The sequence below is a fragment of the Herbaspirillum sp. alder98 genome (assembly GCF_020179755.1).
Lineage (GTDB): Bacteria > Pseudomonadota > Gammaproteobacteria > Burkholderiales > Burkholderiaceae_D > Herbaspirillum.
The window spans coordinates 62,387-79,135 of sequence record NZ_JAIUCY010000002.1; the positions used below are offsets into that span (position 1 = coordinate 62,387).

Annotated in this window: 14 protein-coding genes; 12 read left to right on the forward strand and 2 right to left on the reverse strand. The window is 62.0% G+C overall.

Annotated features, from left to right (window positions below; all coding sequences use genetic code 11):
* Positions 1-85: 85 nt before the first annotated feature.
* Positions 86-2,638: a [protein-PII] uridylyltransferase gene (locus tag LBW87_RS05210; RefSeq protein WP_225200390.1), complete on the reverse strand. Its 2,553-nt coding sequence runs from the start codon at positions 2,636-2,638 to the stop codon at positions 86-88.
* A gap of 106 nt (positions 2,639-2,744) precedes the next feature.
* Complete coding sequence (gene map / locus LBW87_RS05215; RefSeq protein ID WP_225200391.1) at positions 2,745-3,569, reverse strand: type I methionyl aminopeptidase; 825 nt, start codon at positions 3,567-3,569, stop codon at positions 2,745-2,747.
* 391 nt (positions 3,570-3,960) lie between these two features.
* On the opposite strand from map, the gene rpsB reads away from it, so the two are divergent.
* From rpsB to fabZ, 12 genes are all read left to right on the forward strand, one after another.
* Entirely contained in the window at positions 3,961-4,704 is a 744-nt protein-coding gene (gene rpsB, locus LBW87_RS05220) for a 30S ribosomal protein S2 (protein WP_008117655.1), read from the forward strand.
* 129 nt (positions 4,705-4,833) lie between these two features.
* Positions 4,834-5,721: a translation elongation factor Ts gene (tsf, locus tag LBW87_RS05225; protein WP_225200392.1), complete on the forward strand. Its 888-nt coding sequence runs from the start codon at positions 4,834-4,836 to the stop codon at positions 5,719-5,721.
* A 262-nt stretch (positions 5,722-5,983) separates the two neighbouring features.
* Positions 5,984-6,700 carry a UMP kinase gene (gene pyrH, locus LBW87_RS05230; RefSeq protein ID WP_225200393.1) on the forward strand — a complete coding sequence of 239 codons (717 nt, stop codon included), beginning with the start codon at positions 5,984-5,986 and terminating at the stop codon, positions 6,698-6,700.
* Positions 6,701-6,852: 152 nt separating this feature from the next.
* Positions 6,853-7,413: a ribosome recycling factor gene (gene frr / locus LBW87_RS05235; protein WP_225200394.1), complete on the forward strand. Its 561-nt coding sequence runs from the start codon at positions 6,853-6,855 to the stop codon at positions 7,411-7,413.
* Positions 7,414-7,621: 208 nt separating this feature from the next.
* The gene (gene uppS, locus LBW87_RS05240) at positions 7,622-8,380 is read left to right on the forward strand and encodes a polyprenyl diphosphate synthase (RefSeq protein WP_225200395.1); all 759 of its coding nucleotides are present in this window, start codon (positions 7,622-7,624) and stop codon (positions 8,378-8,380) included.
* Positions 8,380-9,207 carry a phosphatidate cytidylyltransferase gene (locus tag LBW87_RS05245; protein WP_225200396.1) on the forward strand — a complete coding sequence of 276 codons (828 nt, stop codon included), beginning with the start codon at positions 8,380-8,382 and terminating at the stop codon, positions 9,205-9,207. Before uppS ends, LBW87_RS05245 begins: the two co-directional genes overlap by 1 nt.
* Before the next feature lie 29 nt (positions 9,208-9,236).
* Positions 9,237-10,409: a 1-deoxy-D-xylulose-5-phosphate reductoisomerase gene (gene ispC, locus LBW87_RS05250; protein ID WP_225200397.1), complete on the forward strand. Its 1,173-nt coding sequence runs from the start codon at positions 9,237-9,239 to the stop codon at positions 10,407-10,409.
* Positions 10,406-11,788: an RIP metalloprotease RseP gene (rseP, locus tag LBW87_RS05255; protein ID WP_225200398.1), complete on the forward strand. Its 1,383-nt coding sequence runs from the start codon at positions 10,406-10,408 to the stop codon at positions 11,786-11,788. Before ispC ends, rseP begins: the two co-directional genes overlap by 4 nt.
* 243 nt (positions 11,789-12,031) lie before the next feature.
* A complete protein-coding gene (gene bamA / locus LBW87_RS05260) occupies positions 12,032-14,407 on the forward strand; it encodes an outer membrane protein assembly factor BamA (RefSeq protein ID WP_225200399.1) in 2,376 nt (791 codons plus the stop codon).
* Positions 14,408-14,542: 135 nt separating this feature from the next.
* Positions 14,543-15,016: an OmpH family outer membrane protein gene (locus tag LBW87_RS05265; protein WP_225200872.1), complete on the forward strand. Its 474-nt coding sequence runs from the start codon at positions 14,543-14,545 to the stop codon at positions 15,014-15,016.
* 156 nt (positions 15,017-15,172) lie between these two features.
* Positions 15,173-16,273, forward strand: a complete 1,101-nt coding sequence (gene lpxD / locus LBW87_RS05270) for a UDP-3-O-(3-hydroxymyristoyl)glucosamine N-acyltransferase (RefSeq protein WP_225200400.1) — start codon at positions 15,173-15,175, stop codon at positions 16,271-16,273.
* Positions 16,270-16,734 carry a 3-hydroxyacyl-ACP dehydratase FabZ gene (fabZ, locus tag LBW87_RS05275; protein ID WP_225200401.1) on the forward strand — a complete coding sequence of 155 codons (465 nt, stop codon included), beginning with the start codon at positions 16,270-16,272 and terminating at the stop codon, positions 16,732-16,734. The genes lpxD and fabZ overlap by 4 nt, the downstream gene beginning before the upstream one ends.
* Positions 16,735-16,749 lie beyond the last annotated feature (15 nt).

A 16,749-nucleotide genomic window follows, 5' to 3' on the forward strand; every position in this document is an offset into this window, starting at 1 on the left:
CTTGCCTTGCTTGAAACGGGTGTGAATGGGGGTGAAAACGCCGGCAACAACGCCGGCGCCCGAGATTGTAAATCCTTTGAGTCGATCAAATGCGCAGCGTCTTGAGCAGATCGGTTTCGAGCATGATCTGGATCCGCGCCTGGGACAGGCCCGGGCCATCGATCAGGAACACGTCCTCGACCCGCTCGCCCAGCGTCATCACCTTGGCGGTATGCAGGTTGATGCGGTACTTGGCCAGCACATTGGAAATCGAATACAGCAGCCCGGCGCGGTCGTTGGCCGAGACCGACAGCAGGTAGTATTGCCCGCGCTCGTCGGGCCGCAGGTCGACCGCCGGATTGACCGGGAAGGTGCGCGACAGTCGCGACAGGCGCGCCTTGGACGGCGGCGGCAATTCGGTGGTCGATTGCAGCAGCTGCGCCAGTTCGTGCTCGATCAGGTTGATGATGTCGCGGTAGTTCTTGGCAAACACGGGCGCATTGATCAGGAACGCATCGAGGGCATAGTTCTTCTGCGTGGTGTGGATCTTGGCGTCGAAGATGCTGAAGTTCTTCTGGTCGAAATAACTGCAGATGCGGGCAAACAGGTCGGGCTGGTCGGGCGTGTAGACCGCCACCTGCACGCCTTCGCCGATCGGCGCCAGGCGACAGCGCACCAGCGGCACGGCGCTGTCGATCTTGTCGTGGAAGCAGCGCGTCTGCCAGGCGATGTCGGAGGCGTCGTGGCGCAGGAAGTAAGCCACGTCGAGCTGCTTCCAGAACTGGACATGGGCGTCCGCCGGCAAGCCGTACAGGCGCAGCGTCTTGATCGCTTCCTGCTGGGTATTCTTGAGTTCGCGGTCGGCCGACGGCGCCTCGCCGCCCAGTGCCCGCAGCGTCATGCGATAGAGGTCTTCCAGCAGCTTGCCCTTCCAGGCATTCCATACCTTGGGGCTGGTGCCACGGATGTCGGCCACCGTCAGCAGGTAGAGCGCCGTCAGGTGCCGCTCGTCGCCGACCAGGCGCGCAAACTGGGCGATCACCTCGGGGTCCGACAGATCCTGCTTTTGCGCCACGTGCGACATGGCCAGGTGGCGTTCGACCAGGAACACGATCAGTTCGGTGTTTTCTTCCGAGATGCCATGCTGCTGGCAGAACTGGCGCGCATCCACCATGCCCAGCGTGGAATGGTCGCCGCCCCGGCCCTTGGCGATGTCGTGGAACAGTGCCGCCACGTACAGCACCCAGGGCTGGCCGAAGTTGGCCATCAGCTGGCTGCAAAACGGATATTCGTGGGCGTGCTCGCTCATGGTGAAGCGGCGCACGTTGCGCACCACCATCAGGATGTGCTGGTCGACCGTATAGACGTGGAACAGGTCGTGCTGCATCTGGCCCACGATATGGCGGAAGTTCGGCAGGTAGCGGCCCAGCACGCTGGAGGCATTCATCCCGCGCAAGGCATGGATGATGCCGCGCTTGCCCTGCATGATCTGCATGAACAGCCGATGGTTCTCGGGGTCGTTGCGAAACGCGTTGTCGATCTTGAAGCGCGCATGCCACAGCGCGCGCATGGTGCGCGCCGACAGGTCCTTGAGTTCGGGGTGCTGGGAGCGCACCAGGAACACCTCGAGCATGGCCGACGGCGTCTGTTCGAACACGTCGTCATGGGCGATATCGACGAAGCCGTTGACTTCGTTGAAGCGGTCGTTGATGCGCTTGGGCACGATCTGCTGCGGAAACAGATGGGCCTCGATGTTCTGCAGCAGGATGGTGTTGAGCTGCACCACCGCCTTGGCCGCCCAGTAGTAGCGCTGCATCAGGTATTCGCTGGCGCGGCGGGTGTCGGTGGTCTTGAAGCCGAAGGTCTCGGCGATCTGGGTCTGGATGTCAAATACCAGCCGGTCTTCGCGGCGGCCGGTATAGATATGCAGGCGGATCCGGATATCCTTGAAGGCGCGCTCCTTCTGGCGCAACTGGCGCGCCTCGGTGGCGGTGAGCATGCCGTGCTCGGCCAGCTTGGTCCATGAATCGCCCAGTCCGGCCGCCTTGGCCACCCACAGGATCACCTGCAGGTCGCGCATGCCGCCCGGGCTTTCCTTGCAGTTCGGCTCCAGGCTGTAGGGAGTGTCTTCGTACTTGATGTGGCGCTGGCGCATTTCGAGCGTCTTGGCCTGGAAGAAAGCCAGCGGGTCGAGCGCTGCCTGATAGCGTTCCTGCAGTTGCTTGAACAGGCCGCGGTTGCCACTGACCAGGCGCGCCTCCAGCAGGCTGGTCTGGACCGTGATGTCGGCCGCCGATTCGTTCATGCACTCATCGATGGTGCGAATGCTGTGGCCGATCTCGAGGCCGATGTCCCAGAACAGCTGCACCAGGGTTTCGAGCTTTTCCTTTTCGTCCGCGGTCGGCGCGTGTGCCAGCAGCACCAGCACATCGACATCCGAATGCGGAAACAGCTCGCCGCGCCCATAGCCGCCCACCGCCACCAGCGCCGCCTCGGCCGGCATGGCCAGCGCGCGCCAGGCTTCGGTGAGCGCTTCGTCGACGCTGCGTCGCAACTGGATGAGCAGTTGCTCCGGCTTGTGGTTGGACTGGAATGTGTCGATGACTTGCTGGCGAGCCAGCTTCAGTTGCTTCTTGAGCGTGACGGCGAGGTTCGGCATCGGCTTTGAGATGAGTGAATGCGGCAGGGAGGGGGCATGAATCGTTTTAGCAGGTTTCATGCCCAGGCGCCTGTCGCGTGCCCCCGCACGGCGACTGGCGCCAGGTTCAGGCGGTGACAGCGGCCGGCTGCGTGATGAAGGCCGGCGGCGCCGGCATGTTGGGCGAGACGGTCAGTATCTCGTAGCCGGTTTCGGTGACCAGCACGGTATGTTCCCATTGGGCCGACAGGCTGCGATCCTTGGTCTTGATGGTCCAGCCGTCGGGCATTTCCTTGATTTCACGGCGACCGGCGTTGATCATCGGTTCGACCGTGAAGATCATGCCGGCCTGCAACACATCCAGGGTGCCGGGGCGCCCGTAGTGCAGCACCTGCGGCTCTTCGTGGAATACCTGGCCGATACCGTGGCCGCAGAATTCGCGGACCACGCTGTAGCCGGCCTTTTCGGCATGCTGCTGGATCACGTGGCCGATGTCGCCCAGATGGGCGCCGGGCTTGATCTTGCTGATGCCCAGCCACATGCATTCGTAGGTGATCTCGGTGAGGCGGCGTGCCAGGATCGACGGCGGGCCGACAAAGAACATGCGGCTGGTGTCGCCGTGGTAACCATCCTTGATGATGGTGACGTCGATGTTGAGGGCGTCGCCGCTCTTGAGGGCCTTGTCGCCCGGGATGCCGTGGCAGATCACGTCATTGAGCGAGGTGCAGATGGCCTTGGGGTAGGGCGTGTAGCCCGGCGGGCAGTAGTTCAGCGGGGCCGGGACGCTGCCTTGCACATTGGTCATGTACTCGTGGCAGAGGCGGTCGAGTTCGCCCGTGGTGACGCCGGGTTTGACAAAGGGCGTGATGTAATCGAGTACTTCGGCGGCCAGGCGACCGGCTACGCGCATGCCTTCGATGTCGGCGGCGGTCTTGATGATGATGTTGCTCATGGTCAGTCGCTATTTCGTTGTAAATCGTCAAAGTCGAATTATAGTCGAGACCACCTGTGCTTGTCGGGCGCTACGGCACGCGCCGGCTGCGGATGAGACGATGCGAGCACATTGCGGCCAGTTTTTCAGGTGCGCATACCCCTTGAACAAAATGGTGCACTTGAGTACAATGCCGGGCTAACCTGAAATCGGGTTGGCGAGGCCCCGGCCGGATGCGAAGTTGTTGTCGAAGCAATGCGGACAGCAGCACGTGCAGGCAGGGCCCGCGAAGCAGTAGTAATTGGTAGTATCCATAGAGCAATATCACTTGAAACGCGAATCCGTTCGCCAAAGGGTGTCCGGCATATGTCGGATGACCGAGCGGATTCCAGACCAAACCCTGGAGAAATTCATGTCTGTCACAATGCGCGAAATGCTGGAAGCCGGTGTCCACTTCGGTCACCAAACCCGTTTCTGGAACCCAAAGATGGCGCCGTTCATCTTCGGTCACCGCAACAAGATTCACATCGTCAACCTGGAAAAGACCCTGGGTCTGTTCCAAGAGGCGACCAAGTACGTTCGTCAACTGTCGTCCAACCGCGGCACCATCCTGTTCGTTGGCACCAAGCGTCAAGCACGTGAAATCCTGGCTGGCGAAGCCCAGCGCGCAGGCGTGCCTTTCGTTGACCAGCGCTGGCTGGGCGGCATGCTGACCAACTTCAAGACCATCAAGACCTCGATCAAGCGCCTGAAGGACATGGAAGCGTCGATCGAAGACGGTTCGGTCGAGAAGCTGTCGAAGAAGGAAGGCCTGCTGTTCCGTCGCGAACTGGAAAAGCTGCAAAAGTCCATCGGCGGCATCAAGGACATGGGCGGCATTCCTGACGCAATCTTCGTCATCGACGTCGGCTACCACAAGGGCGCCATCACCGAAGCCGCCAAGCTGGGTATCCCGGTCATCGGCGTGGTCGATACCAACCACTCGCCAGAAGGCGTGAACTACATCATCCCTGGTAACGATGACTCGGCCAAGGCAATCGCACTGTACGCACGCGGTATCGCCGACGCAGTCCTGGAAGGCCGTGCCAACGCCGTCAACGACGTGGTTGAAGCAGTCAAGGGCGACGAATTCGTCGAGGTCAGCGAACAGGCCTAATCCGCTTTTCGCTGAAGGCAACAAAAAGGGGTGACAGCGGAACACGCGGTGGCCCCTTTTTTTTGAGTCAATTTTCTAGTTTCAAGCGTGTCGCCAACGGCGGCGCGCCCCCCAGTCAGGAGAATGAATATGGCGGCAATTACCGCAGCAATGGTAGGCGAACTGCGCGCAAAGACCGATGCGCCGATGATGGAATGCAAGAAGGCCCTGACCGAAGCCGATGGCGACATGGTCAAGGCTGAAGAACTGCTGCGCGTCAAGCTGGGCAGCAAGGCCTCCAAGGCATCTTCGCGCATCACCGCCGAAGGCGTGGTGGCAACCTACATCGCCGGCAACGTCGGCGCGCTGGTCGAAGTCAACTGTGAAACCGACTTCGTGACCAAGAACGATGAATTCATCGCCCTGGTCGACGCTGCCGCCAAGCTGGTGGTCGAAGCCAATCCGGCTGACCTGGCTGCACTGGCTGCTGCCAAGCTGCCTGACGGTCGTACCCTGGAAGAAGTGCGCACCGAACTGATCGGTCGTATCGGCGAGAACATGGCGATCCGTCGCTTCCAGCGTTTCGAAACCTCGGCCAAGCTGGCGTCGTACCTGCACGGTACCCGCATCGGCGTGGTCGTCGAATTCGACGGCGCCGACGAGCAGGTGGGCAAGGATGTCGCCATGCACATCGCCGCCATGAAGCCGGTTGCATTGTCGTCCGAGCAAGTGCCGGCCGACCTGATCGCCAAGGAACGCTCGGTGGCAACACTGAAGGCGGCCGAATCGGGCAAGCCTGCCGATATCGCCACCAAGATGGTCGAGGGTTCGGTCCAGAAGTACCTGAAGGAAGTCTCGCTGTTCAACCAGGCCTTCGTGAAGAACGACAAGCAAACCGTCGAGCAGATGCTCAAGGCGGCCAACTCGAGCGTGAAGGCATTCGTCATGTACGTGGTGGGTGAAGGCATCGAGAAGAAGCAGGACGACTTTGCTGCCGAAGTGGCAGCGCAAGTGGCTGCAGCAAAGCAGGCACAGTAAGCGTTACAAGAAAGCGGGCCGAGAGGCCCGTTTTTTTAAGCCCGTCCGGAACTTTCGGGCTGGGCCGTATCTATTGTCAGGGTTTGTCTGATCCACTCGGTCAGGCCGTGGCAAGTGATGTGAACGAGTACCATTGGCGCAGCAGTACAATCAAGCAAGTGTCCGCTGACTTTTCGCGGCGAACCGCGCCGTTCGCCATCGCGATCAAAGCCAAGTGGACCATTCAAAGCATTTCAAATCGGATAGAACACGGAGCCCTGCAATGACAACACCTGCCTATAAGCGCGTACTCCTCAAACTCTCCGGCGAAGCACTGATGGGCGACGACGCCTACGGTATCAATCGCGCGACCATCGAACGCATGGTCGCGGATGTGGCAGAAATCAGCAATCTGGGTATCGAACTGGCCATCGTGATCGGCGGCGGCAACATCTTCCGTGGCGTCGCGCCTGGCGCCCAGGGCATGGATCGCGCCACGGCCGACTACATGGGCATGCTGGCCACCGTCATGAATTCGCTGGCACTGGCCGATGCCATGCGCCAGGCCGGCCTGACCGCACGCGTGATGTCGGCCATCGGCATCGAACAGGTGGTCGAGCCTTACGTCCGCCCCAAGGCCCTGCAATACCTCGAAGAAGGCAAGGTCGTGGTGTTCGCCGCCGGTACCGGCAACCCGTTCTTCACCACCGATACCGCAGCGGCACTGCGCGGTTCGGAGATCGGCGCCCAGATCGTGCTCAAGGCCACCAAGGTCGATGGCGTCTACACGGCCGACCCCAAGAAAGACCCGACCGCGACCCGCTACACATCGATTTCGTTCGACGAAGCCATTTCCAAGCACCTGCAGGTGATGGATGCGACCGCCTTTGCGCTGTGTCGTGACCAGAAGCTGCCGATCAAGGTATTCTCGATCATCAAGCCGGGCGCCCTGAAGCGCGTGGTGATGGGCGAGGACGAAGGCACCCTGGTCCACGTCTGAGCATGATGGAATGATGACGCCGCTCCCCCCGTGGTAGCGGCGGCGTCTAGCGTTTACAATGCGCCGGCCATGTCGGCATTTTCGTTTGCATCTGCGTTCCGGCTGGCCGGAATCGAAGATGAGTATCTACCGTATCAAGTTAGGAGAGCAGCATGAGTGTCGCTGACGTCAAGAAGAATAGTGAACAGAAAATGAGCAAGTCGATCGAGCAGCTCAAGGCCAATCTGGCCAAGGTGCGCACCGGTCGTGCCCATACCGGTCTGCTGGATCAGGTCACGGTGGACTACTACGGTAGCAGCACCGGGCTGTCGCAGGTCGCCAACCTGACCCTGATCGACGCTCGCACCATCGGCGTTCAACCGTACGAGAAGAAAATGGTGGCGGTGATCGAGAAGGCCATCCGCGAAGCCGATCTGGGCCTGAATCCGGCCACCCACGGCGAGCTGATCCGCGTGCCGATGCCGGCGCTGACCGAAGAGCGTCGCAAGGAAATGGTCAAGCTGGTCAAGAACGAAGCCGAAGACGCCAAGATCGCGGTGCGCAACATCCGCCGCGACGGCAACGAAGCCCTGAAGAAGCTGGTCAAGGACAAGGTCGCCTCGGAAGATGACGAGCGCCGTGGCCAGGACGACATCCAGAAGCTGACCGACAAGTTCGTCGCCGAGATCGACAAGCTGGTCGGCGACAAGGAAAAAGAAGTCATGACGGTGTGACGTCGTCGCAGGTTCCGGGCCGGAAAGAGGGCAGGGCATGCGTGCCGGCCTTCCTGGCCGGGGTCCTGGCTGGCCCGGTTCGAGTCCAGGCTCGGGGCCGGGCTTTTCTCCTGCTGATGCAGATGGTTTGTCAAAGCGCCCGCAGCCCGCTACCATGGTGCGATAAACCCATCCTGGCACCAGGGCAACAAGGCACTAAATAATATTCATGAAGCATCAAAGCTCAACTCTTGCGGTTCCGGATATATCCGCGGTTCCGCGTCATGTTGCCATCATCATGGACGGTAACGGACGTTGGGCAACCAAGCGTTTCCTGCCGCGTGTGGCAGGCCATGCCAAGGGCGTGGATGCCGTGCGCGACATCGTCGAAGCCTGCGCCGTGCGCGGCATCGAATTCCTGACCCTGTTTGCCTTCAGTTCCGAGAACTGGCGCCGTCCGGCCGATGAGGTGTCGGTGCTGATGCGCTTGTTCATGACGGTGCTCGAGCGCGAAGTCGGCAAGATGGCCCAGAACGGCATTCGTCTCCGGATCGTCGGCGACATGAGCCGTTTCGATCCCAAGCTGCAGGAGATGGCGGCCCGCGCCGAGGCGCAGACGGCCGGCAATTCGCGCCTGACCCTGACGGTGTGCGCCAACTACGGCGGTCGCTGGGACGTGATGCAGGCCGTCGGCAAGATGCTCCGGGCCAATCCCGGTGCGACCGACTTTGCCGAAGAGCAACTGGCGCCTTACCTGGCGATGGCCTACGCGCCCGAGCCTGACCTGTTCATCCGCACCGGCGGCGAGCAGCGTGTTTCCAACTTCCTGTTGTGGCAACTGGCGTATAGCGAACTGTACTTCACCGAGACCTTCTGGCCCGACTTCGACGGCCGGGCGCTGGATCTGGCGATTGCCTCCTATCAACAACGCGAGCGCCGCTTCGGGCGCACCAGTGCCCAGGTGCTGGACCAGAAAAAGGCTTCCTGATGCTCAAGACGCGTGTCATCACGGCGTTGATCCTGCTGGCAATCCTGTTGCCTATCCTGTATTTCGATTTCTTCCCGGCGTTTGCCATGGCGGTCTTGGTGTTCTTTGCCGCCAGCGCATGGGAATGCTTCCGCCTGTTCAAGAGCCCCCGGCCCGCCGTATGGGCAGTGCTGTGGACGCTGGCCTTTGCGGTCATCCTGTTCTACAGCGGCATGCCCAGCGTGCGCTCGCTCTACATGCTGTGCGTGGCGTTGTGGGTGATCCGCTTCGTGCCCGGCCTGCGGGTCGGGCTGCCTCCCTTCGAGGCGTTCGCCAACCGGCTGCTCAACGGCAGCTACATGGTGGCGATCCTGGGTTGCTTCGTGGCCATCGTCGATCTGTTCCACCGTGCGCCGCTGTACCTGCTGTCGGTGATGGCGGTGGTGTGGGTGGCCGATATCGGCGCCTACTTTGCGGGCAAGGGTTTTGGTCGCCACAAGCTGGCGCCAGGCATTTCGCCGGGCAAGTCGTGGGAAGGCGCCGTTGGCGGCTGGCTGGCGGTGCTGGTGATCTCGGCCGCGGTGGCGATGTCGGTTGGGCTCGGTGAAACCTTCCAGTATCGGCTGTTCGAGCGCTGGGGCTGGCTCGGCTTCGTGGCGGTTCTGACCGTGATGGCGGCGGCCAGCGTGGTGGGCGACCTGTTCGAGTCGCAACTCAAGCGTCGCGCCGGCATGAAGGACAGCAGCAACCTGCTGCCGGGCCATGGTGGCGTGCTCGACCGCATCGATGCGCTTATCCCGGTGCTGCCGCTGGCGGCGCTGATCGATCTGTGGCTGGCGGCGCCTTGAGCGACGCTGGCCGGCCAACCGGAATTTCCATGCAGTCCATCAGTATTCTCGGATCCACCGGCTCCATCGGTGTGTCCACGCTGGACGTGATTTCACGTCATCCCGAGCGCTATCGGGTCTATGCGCTCAGCGCCCATTCGCGCGTGGCCGAGCTGGCCGCGCAGTGCGAACGTTTCAATCCAGAAGTGGCAGTCGTCGGCACTGCTGCGGCAGCGTCCGCGTTGTCGGCGCAACTGGCGGCCAGGGGCTTGCGCACCGAGGTCGCGCATGGCCCCGAGGCGCTGTGCGCGATTGCCGCAGCCGATGGCTGCGACATGGTGATGGCCGCCATCGTCGGCGCCGCCGGTCTGGCTTCGACCCTGGCGGCGGCCCGCGCCGGCAAGAAGATCCTGCTGGCCAACAAGGAAGCGCTGGTCATCTCGGGGCAGCTCCTGATGGATGCGGTCGCGGCGCACAACGCCACGCTGCTGCCGATCGACAGCGAACACAACGCCATCTTCCAATGCCTGCCGCCCGGTTATTCGCGCGCGCTGGCGCCGCACGGCGTCGAAAAGATCATGCTGACTGCCTCGGGCGGTCCCTTCTTGCTGCGCGATGTCGACACGCTGCACCAGGTCACGGTAGAAGAGGCGGTGGCTCATCCCAAGTGGGTCATGGGCCGCAAGATCTCGGTCGATTCCGCCACCATGATGAACAAGGGCCTGGAAGTGATCGAGGCGCACTGGCTGTTCGGCGCCCCGGCCGACCGCATCGAGGTGGTGATCCACCCGCAGAGCGTGATCCACTCGATGGTGTCGTATGTCGACGGCTCGGTACTGGCGCAGTTGGGCAACCCCGACATGCGCACGCCGATTGCCCACGCGCTGGCCTGGCCCGAGCGGATCGCCTCGGGCGTGGCGCCGCTGGACCTGGCGCAGGTCGCGCAACTGTCTTTCTCGCCGCCTGATATGCGGCGCTTTCCGTGCCTGGAACTGGCGTATGATGCCTTGCGCGCCGGCGGTACCCAGGCGGCGGTGCTCAACGCCGCCAACGAAGTGGCGGTGCAAGCCTTCCTTGACCGCAGGATCGGGTTCAGGATGATCGATCAATTGAATCATCGGGTCATGGATGCGCTGCCCAACCAGGCGGCGACCGACATCGGCACGCTGCTTGAGCAGGATGCGGCAGCGCGCGCCCGGGCCGAAGCTTTCATCACGCAATGACTCTGCTGCATACCCTGTTGGCTTTCTTCGTCGCGCTCGGCACGCTGGTGGTGGTGCACGAGCTGGGACATTACCTGGTGGCCCGCTGGTGTGGCGTCAAGGTGCTGCGCTTTTCGGTGGGCATGGGGCGGGTCGTGTGGTCGCGCCGTTTCGGTCGCGACCAGACCGAATGGGCACTGTCGATCCTGCCGCTGGGTGGCTACGTCAAGATGCTCGATGCGCGCGAGCAGGACATCGCCGATCTGCCCGAGGCCGATCTCAAGCGTGAATTCACCCGGCAATCGGTCTGGCGTCGTATCGCCATCGTCGCCGCGGGTCCGATTGCCAACTTCCTGCTCGCCATCCTCCTGTTTGCCGGCCTCTACATGCATGGCGTGCCCGAGCCGGTGCCGACGCTGCGCGCGGCGGCCAGCCAGAGCGTGGCGGCCCAGGCCGGGCTGCGGGCGGGCGACCGCATCACCGCCATCAATGGCGAAGCGGTACAGGTCTGGTCCGAGGTGCGCTGGAAGCTGATGCAGCTGGTGCTGGAAAACAGTCATGGCGGCCAGGCCGTGGCCCGCCTCGACATCGAACGCGCCAACCCCAACGGTACTGGCAAGCTGCTCGATACGGTGCGCTTGCCGTTGTCGTCGGTGTCGAGCAACGAGCTGGAGGGCGACTTCCTGGCGCAGCTTGGGCTGGCGCTGGCGCGTCCGCCGGCGATCCTGGGCAAGATCATGGAGGGCCCGGCCAAGCTGGCCGGCCTGCGCACGGGCGACCAGGTACTGCGCATCGATGGCGTGCCGGTGCAGGATGGCCTGGCCTTCGTCGAGAAGGTGCGCGAATCGGCCGGCAAGTCGCTGGCGCTGCAGGGCGTGCGCGACGGCCAACCGTTCAGCCTGGTGGTGGTGCCCGACAGCGTGGCCGATAGCGCCAGCGGCAAGCAGATCGGACGCATCAAGGTCGAGGTGCCGCTGGCGCCCGAGATGGCGGTGGTGGGTGACGGCCCCGTGGGGGCACTGGCCAAGGGCGCCCAGCGCACCTGGGACACCAGCGTCATGACCATCAAGATGATCGGCAAGATGATCGTCGGCCAGGTCTCGTTGAAGAACATCACCGGCCCCATTACCATTGCCGATTACGCCGGCCAGACCGCGCGCGTGGGACTGGTGAGCTACCTGAGCTTCCTGGCCTTCATCAGCATCAGCCTGGGTGTGATGAATCTCTTGCCGATCCCGGTTTTAGATGGCGGTCATTTGCTGTATTATGCGCTGGAGATTTTGACAGGGCGGCCCGTTTCCGAGCGGTTTGGGGAAATCGCACAGCGTGCCGGCCTGGGAATACTGATGGCGTTGATGTTGGTAGCAGCTTTCAACGACATCGTGCGCTTGATGTTTTAAAAGCGGCTTTAAAAGCGCTTTGAAACCCCGTTTTTGGGTTGAAACAGGTTTTTCAGGATAGATCCGGCCTGATGTCGCGATGTACCCACCCCTGGTGGATCGCGCCAACCCGGATTTTTTACATTTGCCGGCCAACCCCGATGGCAGTTGTTAAGCAATTGGCAATGGATTGCGATCCGTTTTCAATTGCTTACCAGCATCTTGTCAGGCAGTGCCAGCGAACACACTGTTGATGAACGATAGATGAAATTACACCCTGCGCAATACCCCATCCCGACCATCTCGCGTCGCCTCATCGCGGCAGCCGCCTTTGCCCTGTGCTCCAGCCAGGCCATGGCGGTTCAGCCGTTTGTGGTCAAGGACATCCGCGTGGAAGGCATTCAGCGTACCGAGGCCGGCACCGTGTTCAGCTACCTGCCGGTGCGCGTGGGCGACACCTTCACGGATGAAAAGGGTACCGCCGCCATCAAGGCGCTGTACGCCACCGGTTTCTTCCGTGACGTGCGCATCGAATCCGAAGGTGACGTGCTGGTGGTGCAGGTGGTCGAACGCCCGGCCATCGCCAGCGTCGACTTTTCCGGCATCAAGGAATTCGATAAGGAACAACTGGGCAAGGCCCTGAAGGAAATCGGCGTCGCCGAGTCGCGCATCTTCGACCGCTCGCAGGTCGATCGCGCCGAGCAGGAACTGAAGCGTCAGTACCTGTCGCGCGGCCTGTATGGCGCCAAGGTGGCTACCACCGTCACGCCGATCGAGCGCAACCGCGTGGCGATCACCTTCAATGTTGACGAAGGCGAAGTCTCGCGCATCAAGCAGATCAACTTCGTGGGCAACAAGGTGTTCTCGGACGGCACGCTGCGCGACCAGATCAAGCTGACCACGCCGGGCTGGTTCACCTGGTACACCAAGGCCGACCAGTATTCGAAGGAAAAGCTGCAGGGTGACATCGAGACCTTGCGCTCGTACTACCTGGACCGCGGCTACCTCGAGATGCAGGTCGAGTCGACCCAGGTGTCGATCACGCCCGACAAGAAAGACATCTACATCACGGTCAACATCAAGGAAGGCGAGAAGTACACTGTCTCCGGCGTGAAGCTCGAAGGCGAGATGTTCGGCCTCGACCAGGAACTGGCCGGCCTGGTGCAGTTGAAGCAGGGCGAGACCTATTCGGGCTCCAAGCTGACCGACAGCACCAAGAAGATCGGTGAGCGCCTGGGCAACTTCGGCTACGCCTTCGCCAACGTCAATGCCAACCCCAATGTCGATCGCGAGAAGAAGGAAGTCGCCTTCACCATCATGATCGACCCGGGCAAGCGGGTCTACGTGCGTCACGTCAACATCGCCGGCAACACCAAGACCCGCGACGAAGTGATCCGCCGCGAATTCCGCCAGTTCGAGGATTCGTGGTACGACGGCGAGAAGATCAAGCTCTCGCGCGACCGCGTCGACCGCCTGGGTTACTTCAAGGAAGTCGCCATCGACACGCCTGAAGTGGCTGGCTCGACCGACCAGGTCGATGTCAACATGCGCGTCGAAGAAAAGCCGACCGGCAACATCATGCTGGGCGCCGGTTTCTCGCAATCCGACAAGTTGAGCCTGACCGGCTCGATCTCGCAGGAAAACGCCTTCGGCAGCGGCAACACCGTCGGTATCGATGTCAACACCAGCTCGCGCTATCGCACGGTGTCGGTGTCGACCACCAATCCGTATTTCACCGACGACGGCATCAGCCGCACCTACGAAGTCTACCTGCGCACGATCCGTCCTTCGACGTACGCCACCGGTGACTATCGCGTCAAGACCCTGGGCGGCAGCGTCAAGTTCGGCGTGCCGTTCTCGGAACTGGATCGGGTGTTCTTCGGTATCGGCATCGAAAGCACCGACGTCAGCACCGACTACACCAGCCCGTCGCTGTATCGCCAGTATGTGCGTGACTTCGGCGGCGCCGGCACCGCCGGCTGCGATATCACCTCGACCACCAACGGTTGCGGCGTCGGCAGCGCCCGCACCACCAGCATCCCGCTGACGGTGGCATGGCAGCGTGACGGCCGCGACAGCGCCCTGGTGCCGACCAGCGGCCAGTACATGCGCGCCAACCTCGAAGTGTCGACGCTGGGTACGCTGAAGTACTATCGCGCCAGCTACCAGCACCAGTACTTCAAGCCGATGTTCGGCAAGGCAGTCACGCTGGCGTTGAACGGCGAGCTGGATTATGGTCGCGGCTTCGGCGGCAAGCCATATCCGGTCTTCAAGAACTACTATGCGGGCGGTATCGGCACGGTGCGCGGCTACGAAGCCTCGTCGCTGGGTAACCTGAAAGACCAGTACGGCGACTCCATGGGCGGCGCCTCGCGTCTGTATGCCAACGCCGAGTTACAATTCCCGTTCCCGGGTTCGGGCCAGGACCGTACCTTGCGCTGGTTCACCTTCTTCGACGGCGGTAACGTCTTCGCCGATCGTGAGAACATCAAGGTCAATGACTTGCGCTATTCGACCGGTATCGGTATCAGCTGGGTGTCGCCAATCGGCCCGCTCAAGCTGAGCTACGGCAAGCCGTTGAACCTGAAGACCGGCGACAAGTCACAGACATTCCAGTTCCAGCTGGGCACCGGTTTCTGATCGTGTCCTGAAGGGTCCGGCGCCATCGCGCCGGACTTGATGCATTACCCGCTGTTGGCGGGCAACATTGAATTTTGTTCGGAGACTACCTTGAAGTTCATTTCCAAATCGTTCCTGTCCCTGCAGACCGTTGTCATGGCAGCCTGCCTGTTGAGTTTTTCGCCTGCGCAAGCGCAGCAGTCGACCAAGATCGCTTTTGTCAGCACCGAGCGCATCTTCCGTGAAGCCACGCCAGCCAAGGCAGCCCAGACCAAGCTCGAGCAAGAATTCGCCAAGCGCGACCGCGACCTGCAAGACCTGGCGGCACGCCTGAAGGCCCAGTCCGACAAGCTCGACAAGGATTCGGCTGTGTTGTCGGACTCCGACCGTGCCAAGCGTCAGCGTGACCTGTCCGACCTGGACAAGGAATTCCAACGTAAGCAGCGCGAGTTCCGTGAAGACCTGAACCAGCGTCGCAACGAAGAGCTGGCCGTGGTGCTGGAACGCACCAACAAGGTCATCCGCCAGATCGCTGAAGCCGAAAAGTACGACATCGTGTTCCAGGAAGCGGTGTACGCCAGCAAGAATATCGACATCACCGACAAGGTGCTGAAGGAACTGGCGAAGTAATCGCAGCTGACGATGCGGGCGCGAGGACTTTATCGTCCCGCGCCCGCATCGTCGCTTTCAGGGCCGCCATTGCAGGGTATGCCTGACATGGCGGCCTCCGTATATCCGGCGCCTGCCATGGCGCAGCGCCGGGCATTTGAAGATGGAAAGGCCGACATGAGTATTCGACTGGCACAATTGGTCGAGCGCCTGGGCGGGCAACTGAAGGGTGACGGGCAGACCGAAGTGCGCGGCATCGCGCCACTGGATGTCGCCGGCAGCGCCGAGATCACTTTTCTGTCCAACCCCAAGTTCCGGGCGCAGGCCGAGCAGACCCAGGCCGCGGCGTTGATCCTGTCCGAGGCCGACGATGCACAGGTGCAGGGCTATGCCGGCGCCCGCATCGTGACCAAGAACCCGTACGCCTATTTTGCCCGTGCTGCCCAGTGGTTCCAGCAGCTCGCGGCGCCTGAACTCACGCCGGGTATTCATCCCGGCGCCTGGGTCGATCCTTCCGCGCAGGTCGCGGCCAGTGCCGTGATCGGGCCGCACGTGGTGGTCGAGGCGGGCGCGGTGATCGGCGAGCGTGCACGGATCGACGCCGGCAGTTTCGTGGGACGCGGCGCCCGCATCGGCGACGACACCCATTTTCATGCCCGCGTCACGTTGCACCACGGCTGCGAGATCGGCGAACGCGGCATCGTCCATTCGGGCGCCGTGATCGGTGCCGATGGTTTCGGTTTTGCCAACGAAGCGGGCCAGTGGATCAAGATTCCCCAGGTTGGACGGGTGATGATCGGGGCCGACGTCGAGATCGGCGCCAACACCACCATCGACCGCGGGGCGCTGGCCGACACCGTGATCGAAGAGGGCGTCAAGCTCGATAACCAGATCCAGATCGCCCACAATTGCCATATCGGCGCGCATACCGCCATTGCCGCCTGTGCCGGCATTGCCGGCAGTGCAAAGATCGGCAAATACTGCTCGATCGGCGGCGCGGCCATGATCCATGGTCACATCACCATTGCCGACCGGGTACATGTCTCGGCGGGCACGCTGGCGCTGCGTTCGATCCTCGAACCTGGCCAGTACACCGGCTTCTACCCCATCGCCGAGCACCGCGAATGGGAAAAATCTGCCGCGCTCGTGCGCAATCTGGGCTCGATGCGTGAGAAAATCCGGGCGTTGGAAAAAACGCTCAAAACGTTAAACAAGGCAGACCAGGCCGCCCCGCATGACGCGGCGTCGCCTGCGCCACAGAATCAAGAAGAGAAATGAACACCCTCGACATCAATCAAATCAAAGAGTACCTGCCACATCGCTACCCACTGTTGCTGGTGGATCGCGTGCTGGACTGGGAAAGCGGCAAATCGATCACCGCGCTCAAGAACGTGACCGTCAACGAAGAATTCTTCAACGGCCACTTCCCGCACAAGCCAGTGATGCCAGGCGTGCTGATGATCGAGGCGCTGGCCCAGACGGCCGCGCTGCTGTCGTTCCTCACCGAAGGCCGCAAGCCGGACGAAAACACCGTGGTCTACTTCCTGGGCATCGACAATGCACGCTTCAAGCGTCCGGTCGAACCGGGCGACCAGCTGAAGATGAAGGTCGAGATCACCCGTTGCAAGCGCGGCATCTGGCAGTATCACGCCGAAGCCAGCGTGGATGGTCAACTGGCGGTCGAAGGCGACCTGATGTGCACCATGCGCAGTGCCGCCGACGCCAGCCAGAAGGCCTGAGCGCGGGTTGCCTGC

Coding starts and splice junctions, on each gene's coding strand:
- LBW87_RS05210 (WP_225200390.1), bottom strand. CDS start 2,638: ATGCCGAACCTCGCCGTCACGCTCAAGAAGCAACTGAAGCTGGCTCGC.
- map (WP_225200391.1), bottom strand. CDS start 3,569: ATGAGCAACATCATCATCAAGACCGCCGCCGACATCGAAGGCATGCGC.
- rpsB (WP_008117655.1), top strand. CDS start 3,961: ATGTCTGTCACAATGCGCGAAATGCTGGAAGCCGGTGTCCACTTCGGT.
- tsf (WP_225200392.1), top strand. CDS start 4,834: ATGGCGGCAATTACCGCAGCAATGGTAGGCGAACTGCGCGCAAAGACC.
- pyrH (WP_225200393.1), top strand. CDS start 5,984: ATGACAACACCTGCCTATAAGCGCGTACTCCTCAAACTCTCCGGCGAA.
- frr (WP_225200394.1), top strand. CDS start 6,853: ATGAGTGTCGCTGACGTCAAGAAGAATAGTGAACAGAAAATGAGCAAG.
- uppS (WP_225200395.1), top strand. CDS start 7,622: ATGAAGCATCAAAGCTCAACTCTTGCGGTTCCGGATATATCCGCGGTT.
- LBW87_RS05245 (WP_225200396.1), top strand. CDS start 8,380: ATGCTCAAGACGCGTGTCATCACGGCGTTGATCCTGCTGGCAATCCTG.
- ispC (WP_225200397.1), top strand. CDS start 9,237: ATGCAGTCCATCAGTATTCTCGGATCCACCGGCTCCATCGGTGTGTCC.
- rseP (WP_225200398.1), top strand. CDS start 10,406: ATGACTCTGCTGCATACCCTGTTGGCTTTCTTCGTCGCGCTCGGCACG.
- bamA (WP_225200399.1), top strand. CDS start 12,032: ATGAAATTACACCCTGCGCAATACCCCATCCCGACCATCTCGCGTCGC.
- LBW87_RS05265 (WP_225200872.1), top strand. CDS start 14,543: ATGGCAGCCTGCCTGTTGAGTTTTTCGCCTGCGCAAGCGCAGCAGTCG.
- lpxD (WP_225200400.1), top strand. CDS start 15,173: ATGAGTATTCGACTGGCACAATTGGTCGAGCGCCTGGGCGGGCAACTG.
- fabZ (WP_225200401.1), top strand. CDS start 16,270: ATGAACACCCTCGACATCAATCAAATCAAAGAGTACCTGCCACATCGC.